General features: G+C 56.0%; 8 protein-coding genes. All 8 read right to left on the bottom strand.

Features of this window, described 5'->3' with window-relative positions; translation table 11 throughout:
* Positions 1-170 precede the first annotated feature (170 nt).
* Entirely contained in the window at positions 171-887 is a 717-nt protein-coding gene (locus tag AC2FGB_RS08570; protein WP_271952468.1) for a glycoside hydrolase family 25 protein, read from the bottom strand.
* Positions 888-908: 21 nt separating this feature from the next.
* Positions 909-1,547, bottom strand: a complete 639-nt coding sequence (locus tag AC2FGB_RS08565) for a tail fiber protein (protein ID WP_282027156.1) — start codon at positions 1,545-1,547, stop codon at positions 909-911.
* A complete protein-coding gene (locus AC2FGB_RS08560) occupies positions 1,544-4,840 on the bottom strand; it encodes a hypothetical protein (protein WP_496693684.1) in 3,297 nt (1,098 codons plus the stop codon). Before AC2FGB_RS08560 ends, AC2FGB_RS08565 begins: the two co-directional genes overlap by 4 nt.
* Positions 4,841-4,845: 5 nt before the next feature.
* Positions 4,846-5,526: a hypothetical protein gene (locus AC2FGB_RS08555; RefSeq protein ID WP_496693685.1), complete on the bottom strand. Its 681-nt coding sequence runs from the start codon at positions 5,524-5,526 to the stop codon at positions 4,846-4,848.
* A gap of 41 nt (positions 5,527-5,567) precedes the next feature.
* Positions 5,568-6,875 carry a hypothetical protein gene (locus tag AC2FGB_RS08550; RefSeq protein ID WP_496693686.1) on the bottom strand — a complete coding sequence of 436 codons (1,308 nt, stop codon included), beginning with the start codon at positions 6,873-6,875 and terminating at the stop codon, positions 5,568-5,570.
* Positions 6,876-6,911: 36 nt separating this feature from the next.
* Positions 6,912-7,505, bottom strand: a complete 594-nt coding sequence (locus tag AC2FGB_RS08545) for a hypothetical protein (RefSeq protein WP_281973906.1) — start codon at positions 7,503-7,505, stop codon at positions 6,912-6,914.
* 23 nt (positions 7,506-7,528) lie between these two features.
* Positions 7,529-8,128 carry a hypothetical protein gene (locus AC2FGB_RS08540; RefSeq protein ID WP_271952480.1) on the bottom strand — a complete coding sequence of 200 codons (600 nt, stop codon included), beginning with the start codon at positions 8,126-8,128 and terminating at the stop codon, positions 7,529-7,531.
* A gap of 73 nt (positions 8,129-8,201) precedes the next feature.
* Positions 8,202-8,828 carry a hypothetical protein gene (locus AC2FGB_RS08535; protein WP_142640307.1) on the bottom strand — a complete coding sequence of 209 codons (627 nt, stop codon included), beginning with the start codon at positions 8,826-8,828 and terminating at the stop codon, positions 8,202-8,204.
* Positions 8,829-8,854 lie beyond the last annotated feature (26 nt).

The raw sequence follows: 8,854 nt of genomic DNA, 5'->3' as shown, positions 1-8,854 counted from the left end.
AAACCATCATCTCAATGGATCACAGGCCAATGATGCACTAACAATCAAATTGAACCAGTCAGATGAGGCTGCTCAACGGGATCACTCAAATTCTTTGCTGAGTTGCACTACCGTTTTTTGGGTTTGCCCAAGTTAGCAACTGATCATTTTGGTGAATCGAACTGTGACAATTATAAGTTTCGGCTTTGCACCCCGTACTGCGCCTTCAGTTGCTGAACCGATCCGCAATACACGTCCAAATCAACCTCTGGGGCAATACCGGACACTCGCTCGTTCGTAGAGTGCTGCCAAAACTCCCATTGCGGAGCATCCGGTGCGGGTCTGGCTGCGTATTCTGCCAGCCAGACCGGGTAGTTCCCGAAACCCGAAGTCAGCTCAGTCTCCCAGGTGTTCAGATTGGCATATACCATCGGCACCGTTCCGAAAGCCCTCTGAACGCTGGTAAGCCATTCCAGCGCGAGGCTTCGATAGGCGGCCCCCTGTGCCGTCGGGACGCCTTCAAGATCGAGTGTAAATGGCAGGTGCAGAAGGCCGGATTTTCCAACCGGGCCTTTCGAAAGAACAGCCTGCACTGCATCGACAAAATTCGTGACCTGTGGCTTGGCCGGGTGGCTGACGTGAAGCAGGTGATAGGCGCCGCACAGGATACCCACCTCATTCGCGCCCAGTACATTTGGCTGAAAATAGGCATCCTTGATGCTGACGCTTTCGGTCGCCTTTATCAGCGCAAAAGAAACACCCGAGGCTGCGACTTGCGGCCAGTTGATATCCCGCTGATGATCACTGACATCTATTCCTTTTGCCTGCGCCTTATCTGGCGCCGCCTTGAGAATCTGTCCTGATGGTTTGCGAAACGACCTTACAATTTTGCCCAGCCTACATGCCATCAGATCGGCCTTTTCTATCTGTCATAACACCGCATCCAACCGACATTTGATAAGCCAATAGACCGAGATGTTGATTGCGCGGGTCTCGGTCTCGCTGGTCAGGGCCGACCCTTTAACGACGTTGCCCGAATTGGATTGGGGTGTGGGGGCGATAACCGGTTCCGGGCCTAACACTCCGTTTGATACCGTGCTGTCGCTTTGTTCCAGCACATGTTGGTGTTGCTGGAGCGCAGACAGTTGCAGCGACCCTACGCTGTCATATTTCTGGTTCTTTTTGTCGGTTCGGTACCTCTGGTCCTGATCCTTATCGACTTTCCCGCCGGGGTCGACGCCGCGCAGAAAATAGCCCTGGTAATCAGGCAGTCGAAACTCTCCGTCCTTGCCTTTACCAAACAGATATCCGATGGCGGCAAACAATTCCGGATAAGCGGAAATCAACAGAGGTGAGCCGTCGCAAACCTTCCAGCCATAATGTTGCAGATCAGTGGTCCCGCCCGCCAGCTTTTTGGATTGTCCCAGAAGCTCCCCGGAAAAAGCGATCACCGCGCCAACCGGCATTCCCAATACCCGGCCCGGAGACGGACCCCAGCCTTGTTGTGGTTCAAGCGGTCCGCCGGGGGCGTTTGGTCGGGGCGGGGTCGGAAAGCCTGGCGGTCTCATTCTGAATCCGTCTGACCTGGCAGATCACCATCCGCACTCAGCATGCACATATGCGTGGGCACCTGAACCGTCCAGGATTGCGCATTGCCTTCATCGTCTTGTGTATGTTCCGATTTAATCCGGGCCACAATTTCGGCGTCTTCGGGCAAGCAAGGGGCAAGATGGTCTGCATCCGGCCAGATCCGGCCGGTGCGCAGGAAATACAGGAAACTGCGCGCGTGCTTTCTGTCGACCGGCGCCAGAATGCGCACACGGTCAGCGCGCAGAAAATCCCGGAACCGCAGGTCGGGTACGGTCTCGCGCAGGGCAAGATCCGCGGGGTCGCCTGTCAGATCACTGACTTCGTCCTCGATATCCATGAATGTGGCGATGTCGGACCACCCGACCGTTTGTTGCAAATAGTGCCGGATACGCGGCTTGGCATAATCCGGGGCCACGGCATCCTTCTCGGACCCGCTGAGGGTCAAGATTTGCTCCTGGGCCGCGGACAGGATTTCCGTCGTCACCGCCTTGTTCAGGAACGCAGGGTTCTGAGCCTCAATCGCAGCCACCTGTTGTTCCAGTTTGCGACGGTATCCCTCTAGCTGCCGCGCATACGCTTCCTTGATCAGCCTATAGGTTTCGAATTGCCAATCGGAATAAGTCTGCGCCGTCCGTTGGCACATCACTTCAAGAGTTGCCGCAAAGAAACCGGTCAATTCGGATTGCAGATGCATTGGTGCAGGATCGGGAACCGGCATATCCGGCGGAGAGTTGGGCTCGGACGATTGTGTGGCTGCGGTTTGCTTGAGGCTGCACAGAATGGTGAACCCAAGCGGATGGCCTTCATCCGCCGGAGAGGTTCCGGTTCCGAACCCTTTATCCAGCTGGGCACTCAGCACCTGCGCGCCCGAGGCTTGGCTGACAGGCAGGCGCAGTGGCTGCGGTGACTTGTCCGCATGGCCGTTTGAACCGGGCGGGGCGGATTTGCCCCCTGCTTGCTGAGGTTGCAGGGCGACCGACCCCACGATGACATGGGTTTCTGCGGGGGTTCCGACACTCATCACCGTTGCTGTTGCTTTGATGGGCACAAAGCCTCTGGGGATCAGGACGGCGCCTTCGGCCACTGGCGTGTGGCTTTGCACCGTTTGGCTGACCACAAGCTGGGATGGCGGGGCCATTCGGGTCTCTTCCACGCCAAATTCCTGAAACGCATCGAGATAAAAGATCTTGCCATCGTCTGTCTTGCCAGTGTCATCGGTCAAATCCTGAAACCCGCTTATCCCAAACTCACCTGGAGACTTCGGTGGGCGCAGATCAAGCTGCCAGGACCGGCGAATATGCCGGACAAGATTCTCACCCGGGCTGGGGACCATGATCTCAAAAATCAAAACCTCGCCCAGACTTTTCGTGCGCAAGCGAAAGCTTCTGTTCACCCAACGATAGATGCCGCGGATATCCGTGCCGTTCCGCCGATTGTCAAAGCGCGTCACATCCGAGTATTCGGTTTCTTCAACTTCGGATAACTCGCGCGTATGGCGCATTTCGCGTGACAGGTTTCGCACCGTTTTCTCGACGATGTCGCGGGCAAATTTCAGGTCGTTTTTCGCAAAGCCTCCGGCTGGCTGCTCTTGCACCCACCAATTCCCGGTAACACTCATCTTATTGCCATCTGTCGGCATTCCGTACTGGGTGTCGTAGGAGTTGACATGCGTGGTCGAGACATGGTCGGCCAACGTCTTTCGCACCTGATTGATCAGGTCCGAAACCGAGGTATCCTCGTCCCGCCGGGCAATTTTGGTGGTCACATCGGAATGTGCCTCATGGCTTTCGCGGCGCTGCAATCTCCGGTTTCGCGTCTCGCGCATTTCACCGCGCAGGACATTTTCGATACGCTGCACGTCGCCCAATTCATACCCAAGCGGCTGATACCGGATCGAACGGGCAAGCCCGTATGAATAGGCGCGCACCCAGCCGGGCTTTGTCAATTTCAGAGGGATCTGATGATCTGTATCCTTTGCTGCAACCGGCGCAGGTTTTTTCGGCTCGAATATGGAGCCAGGCAAAACCAGCGTCGCATGCATCCAAGCTTTGATCTGTTGTCCGGTGACCGGATCGGTCATCAAGCTGGCCTGCCCTCCTTCGGTTGCAGCCAGCGCACGGGTCAGAACGTGATGGGTAGTCAACACCTGAATCAGAACTGCAAGTTCGTTTTTTTGCCAGCCAGCCAAAAGGTTCAGCGCAACGATGCTTTCCCAGATGCGGGCCAGTTCCTTTTGCGCATCCGGTGCATTTGCCAGAACCTTGAATGCGGCCCATCCGCCCAGACGGGCCTTGATCAGATCTGTGATCTGGGCCAGCGAAAAATCCGGCAGCTCTCGCAGAGCCGGCCACAATTCAGGATATGAACTGAATGGCGGGCCAAGCGATTCAATCGAGGAGATGAACCCTTTGGGTTTGCCCGGTTCGGCCGCAGGCTGAGCCTTGCCGGATTGCCCCGCATCCGATGCCGGATGGGGCGAACTATCCCCACCTGGTGTATTGTCGGTGTTCGAGCTTGGATCCACGTAAGTAACCGCCAAAGCCTCCTGCCCTGACCTGTCCCCGGATTTTGAAACAAGGCTTTGCAGGAACACGCTGTTCGCCAGGATCTTTTGCGGAACTTCCATGAAACCCGCATCCAGCGCGCCCGGCGCTATCGACGGCCAGTGTTTCATATAGATGAAGGGGAACAGCTCATCCCAGTGCAGGTTGGCCCCTTGGGTGATCGGGCTCAGCCCTTCGGAATCTGGATCATCGCTGAAGGGATCACTGCCATCTCCGGCGTGATTGTGGCTTGACTGATCTGGGTCATGCCCGTCATGTCCACCGGAACCGTTTTGCCCGGTGCCAGAGTTCCCACCATCATCGGCCCCGCCCCCTGCTCCGGAATCGGGCGATGGAATATGGCTTGGCTTGCCAAATTCAGACATGAAACCCTGAAAGCGCCAGACACGACCGGTCTCGGGTTCTTGCAGAGCCAAAGCCCCAAGGACCTGCTGAGACAACGGCGTACTCAATCCGCTTTGCCAGGTCAGGGTACCGGTCAACCGCTCACCGGTTTCGAACAGCACATTCAGCGGCGTTCTTTCCTTGTACCTCAGAACAGGGCCGCGCACGGCCTTGCCCGGTGTCTTGGTGAAAAAGAACTGGACGGTCACGAATTCCGGGGGATCGGCACCATGCGGATGGGTTTCGAAATTGGCCACCAACTGGTTACGCAGATCCTCGAACGGCGCATCCATCCAAATGAGTTTGGGGTCCTGGCTGGTCATGCCCGTTAAGCGTCTTCCACCGCCAACACGACCTCAAGCTCGCTGATCGCCTGCAGTGAACCCTTAGTCAGCTTGCTGGATTTCAGGCCACTGATTTCCAGACGCTCGATATCCAGTTGCCAGACATCAACACCGGTATGGATATTGTCAAAAGGCGCGTGCGGAAAGAATGCCTCGATCTCGGTGTATTCATACAGGTTGTCCTGAATCACGGCCAACATCGCGGCGCGAGCCTCGGCCAACACCTCAACCATATAGTCGCGAATGCGGTCCAGATCCGCGTCGGACACTTCTGCGAAATAAACCGCGGATCGCGTGCCATCTTCGTCGAAACGGGTCACGACTTCGGTCGCCGGGGCGAGCAATATCTCATGCTCGCCCTCGATTGACACGGGCCCCTTGTCTGCCGCTTCTGAGGGAAGAAACTCGATCAGCGCACCGCAACAATCAATCAGAATTTGCTGGCCGGCTTCGGCAATGAAATTATCATCCTCCCAAAGCTCAATCGCGATTTCAGGATCAACCTTTGCGTATGGCAAAGCATAGCGCCCACCACCCTGTAATTTCTGACCTTCAGGGAAAATCTGCCCGCCGTTTCCGCGTTGGAAATAGGTCAGGATGGGTCGGCGAAACATCAGAAACCGACCAGAGCGGGTATGTACGAGTGCATAAACCTGAAAGGCCATATGTCTTCTCCTCCGATATGTTAATTCGGGCTGTCGGTGACTTAGTCCAAACCCAATACGCGACGGACGCGGCTCAGCTCGCGGTCATGAACCGTCAGAGCATCCAGAAACAGAGAGACCGCAACCCGGTTATCCGCAGAATACTGCCCGCCCAGAACATGCTCCAGCGCAGCCGGGCAGTGGTCATAGGCATCCGCGATATTGTCGACGCTCAGCGCGCGCATCCCAGTACGCAGAACCTTGTCGCAATAGGCGGCAAAGCTGGCGTTCAGGTCGTTGATCACGATCCGCTCGGTTTTAGGTGAGGTCGACGGCTTGTACGGTTCGTAAAGTGGCACCCAGCTTTCGGCGCGCCCCAGATGGGTCGAGGTGGGCGGATAGCCATTGGCGGTCATGAACATCGTACAGCCAAAACACGAGGCCAGCTTGGTGGTACAGTCACCAACCGTAATTTCATAAGGCGTGCAATGCGGGCCCAGATGATAGGCCTTGTAGATCGCCTGGATCATACCGTGGGTATAGCCCTTAACGCCTTCGTCCCCGCTTTCATCGACGAAATTCATACCCTGATCAAAGCGCATAATATTGGTGATCTGGTCCGACCGGTTTGTCGCCCCGTGATCGGGTTCCCCTTCCTTCGGAGCATCCTGCGCCAGATCGCCGCCAATGATGCCCCAACCAACGCAGTCATGGTCATGGGTATCGCGACGAACGCGCGGGTTCCACAGGGCAGAATCCTCGGGCGGCAACCACCGAGGGTACCATCCCTCGAAAATATTGTCGTCATGATCGCCCGCATCCAGATCAGGGATATGGAACCGCGCGCTTGGCATCGGACCGACCGGATCGGTGTCGCCTTCGACATTTCCGTTATCGACAAACCCGGTATAGGCCCCCAGCCCGATATACTGATAAGCGGGGTCGCGATCCCTTTGCTTGATCTCATCATATAGCACCTGCCCCTTGTCACTGAGGTGGTGTTCGGGGTGGCGGATATCGCCCTCGGTCGGAGGCTCATGCCCGGCCAAACCATAAACCCCAACGATCACAGCGCCGGTTTTATGATCGACGGCCGTCCCTGCCCTAACAGAATGACCCTGCATGTCGATTTCCAAAGCGGCCAGCTGTCCGATTTTCTGGGCGGCTTGCTGAAGCTGATCCCATTCGCGGGACCATTTGTCGGACCTGGGCATCTCGTCAGAAGGTTCCATTGAAAACTGCACATCGACATTGGCTCGGATCTGTTCGATCGAATGACCTACGATGGCGGCGGCAACGATATAGTCCGCTTCAAGCTTGGGATCAGCACCGCCGTTGGTCAGGATTCCGGATGTACGTCTGTAAGCCATCAATTCACTCCTCCAAAGTTTCGCCCGCTTGGGGCGTCATGAATATTGAATGTCGTAACCAACAAAATTGATCGGATCGGAATTCGGACCCGGCGTGCCGCCATACATGGCGACGCGCATTGCCTGGACCTGGTGCAGATCAAAACTGGCCACACCCGGACCTATTTCCCGGCGGTCGATCCGAAAACCCTGCCGCGTTGTCATATCGGCCGCAAAGTTCAGCCGGTCCGGAGCCCGGAGCACGCATTCTCCCTGCAAAGGCAGGCGGGTTTCGGTCAGGGGAAAGCCGCAGCGCACGACCTGCACCTTGTGCAACCGATGCCCTTTTGGAACCGTGATGGTCAGGTCAATCCCGTCGCCTTTGCGCCGGGGTTCGATCGTTGCCTCGCCACAGACAACTTTGCGATCCACCAGAACATCGGGCGAGATATTGCCCTCGCAGGTGACGAACCTGACCGACAGGGTCAGATCAATCTGAAAGCTTCGGTACCAGCGATACGGGCATTGCAGAACAACCTGCCAGGTTAATGGCCTGATGTGCTGGTCGTGATCCAAACAGTCCCAGAACAGGCCAACCCTGCGCACATTGGGGTTTAATGATCGGTTCTCAAATACGAGTTGGGTTGTCATCGCGCCACCCTGACGAATCTGTGTTATGAACTCGACGGCGGCGGCGACAGCCTCATGATAAAACCAAGCTGTTGAAACCCCGGCTCCAGGCCGGATTTCAGACGCAACCTCAAGAACTTTCCATCCGGCTCGCCACTGATTTTGACGTGGCCGACCACTGTGAAATCTGTTTTTCCCTTATCGCCCTTGGAAGTTGACGCTTTGGTATCACTGCTGGACTTGGGTTTGGCCGGTTTGGGAACTTCAACCCAGCCATCACTGACCGCAAGAGCCTGAATTTTGGATGAAACCCCGTCCTTAGAATATGTGTAGTCAGTGAAGGTGACGGTTACGTCCTCAAATTTCCCGGCATCGTCCACCTTGTACTGGACCGAAATCTGAAGCCCGTTATAGGGGGGCTTGTTGCGCCCGGTCTTATGGAAATCGCCAGATTGCCAAACCTGTTTGATGGGCTTCAAACTGTCTTTCTTGTCCGCGTCATCCTTGGGTTTCGAATCCGGCTTTTTGGGATTCGCGGGCTTTACCGGCGTCGGGGTATCAGCGGCAGCCTTCTGATCGCTGTCTTCGTCGCCCTCAGACCGTTTGCGTTTTAGGGCGATTGTTGTGTCGGCAGTTTTGGTCATGACACACCTCCTCTTTCCATAGCTCCGTCAAGCGGTGTGCATCCTGCGGCTAGTAATCCGCCGCAGGGCGCGTTTACGCATTGATGTTTGCCAGCTGGAAATCAAAAGGGGTAGAGTTTTTGCCAGGCCCGCCGCCCGACATCACGATATCAGCGCTTTGGATGCCGAACAGATTGATCTCGGTGTTGATCTGACTGATGATCGCCGAGTCCATGACCTGGCCCTCTTCGATCTGCGACACCACGCCGATATAGATGGTCGGGTGGAACTGAAAGACGCCCTTCTGCCCCGGTGCAAGGTTGGTCTTGGCGGCCAGAAGTTTGCCTTCGCGATAGATATTCGCGTTGATCGATCCCATGGTCAGGTTGTTGCGCAGCTCGACCTCATTCGGCGACGTTGCCGGGGTCTTGGCCAGGCGCAAGATATCCCCGCTGGTGTCTTTGACCATTTCGTAGGCCTGACCGTCATAGGCCGTCATCTGCGGCGTATAGTTCCCATAGCTGTCCGAGGCCGAAACCTGAAACTTCAGCGGGTATTTGAAGGGGTGATAATCCAGACGCCCCAGGTTTTTGATGACTTTCCACGCGATAGCGAGTTCGCCGAAATCTTCGGCCACGTTTTGCTGGAAAATAACGATCGATGAATTATTGGCATCATCCGAGTGATTGACCAATCTGAGTTGAATATTTTCGGTAACCAATTTCAGATTCCTTCCATTAGCGGTTC

Source organism: Ruegeria sp. CDSC021, assembly GCF_059610845.1.
Note: the sequence above shows the minus strand (reverse complement) of the source record. Positions and strands in the feature narration are given on the sequence as shown.

Excerpts from the sequence above, each read along its gene's own strand:
- AC2FGB_RS08540 (WP_271952480.1), bottom strand. The coding sequence starts at position 8,128 with ATGACCAAAACTGCCGACACAACAATCGCCCTAAAACGCAAACGGTCT.
- AC2FGB_RS08545 (WP_281973906.1), bottom strand. The coding sequence starts at position 7,505 with ATGACAACCCAACTCGTATTTGAGAACCGATCATTAAACCCCAATGTG.
- AC2FGB_RS08550 (WP_496693686.1), bottom strand. The coding sequence starts at position 6,875 with ATGGCTTACAGACGTACATCCGGAATCCTGACCAACGGCGGTGCTGAT.
- AC2FGB_RS08570 (WP_271952468.1), bottom strand. The coding sequence starts at position 887 with ATGGCATGTAGGCTGGGCAAAATTGTAAGGTCGTTTCGCAAACCATCA.
- AC2FGB_RS08560 (WP_496693684.1), bottom strand. The coding sequence starts at position 4,840 with ATGACCAGCCAGGACCCCAAACTCATTTGGATGGATGCGCCGTTCGAG.
- AC2FGB_RS08565 (WP_282027156.1), bottom strand. The coding sequence starts at position 1,547 with ATGAGACCGCCAGGCTTTCCGACCCCGCCCCGACCAAACGCCCCCGGC.
- AC2FGB_RS08555 (WP_496693685.1), bottom strand. The coding sequence starts at position 5,526 with ATGGCCTTTCAGGTTTATGCACTCGTACATACCCGCTCTGGTCGGTTT.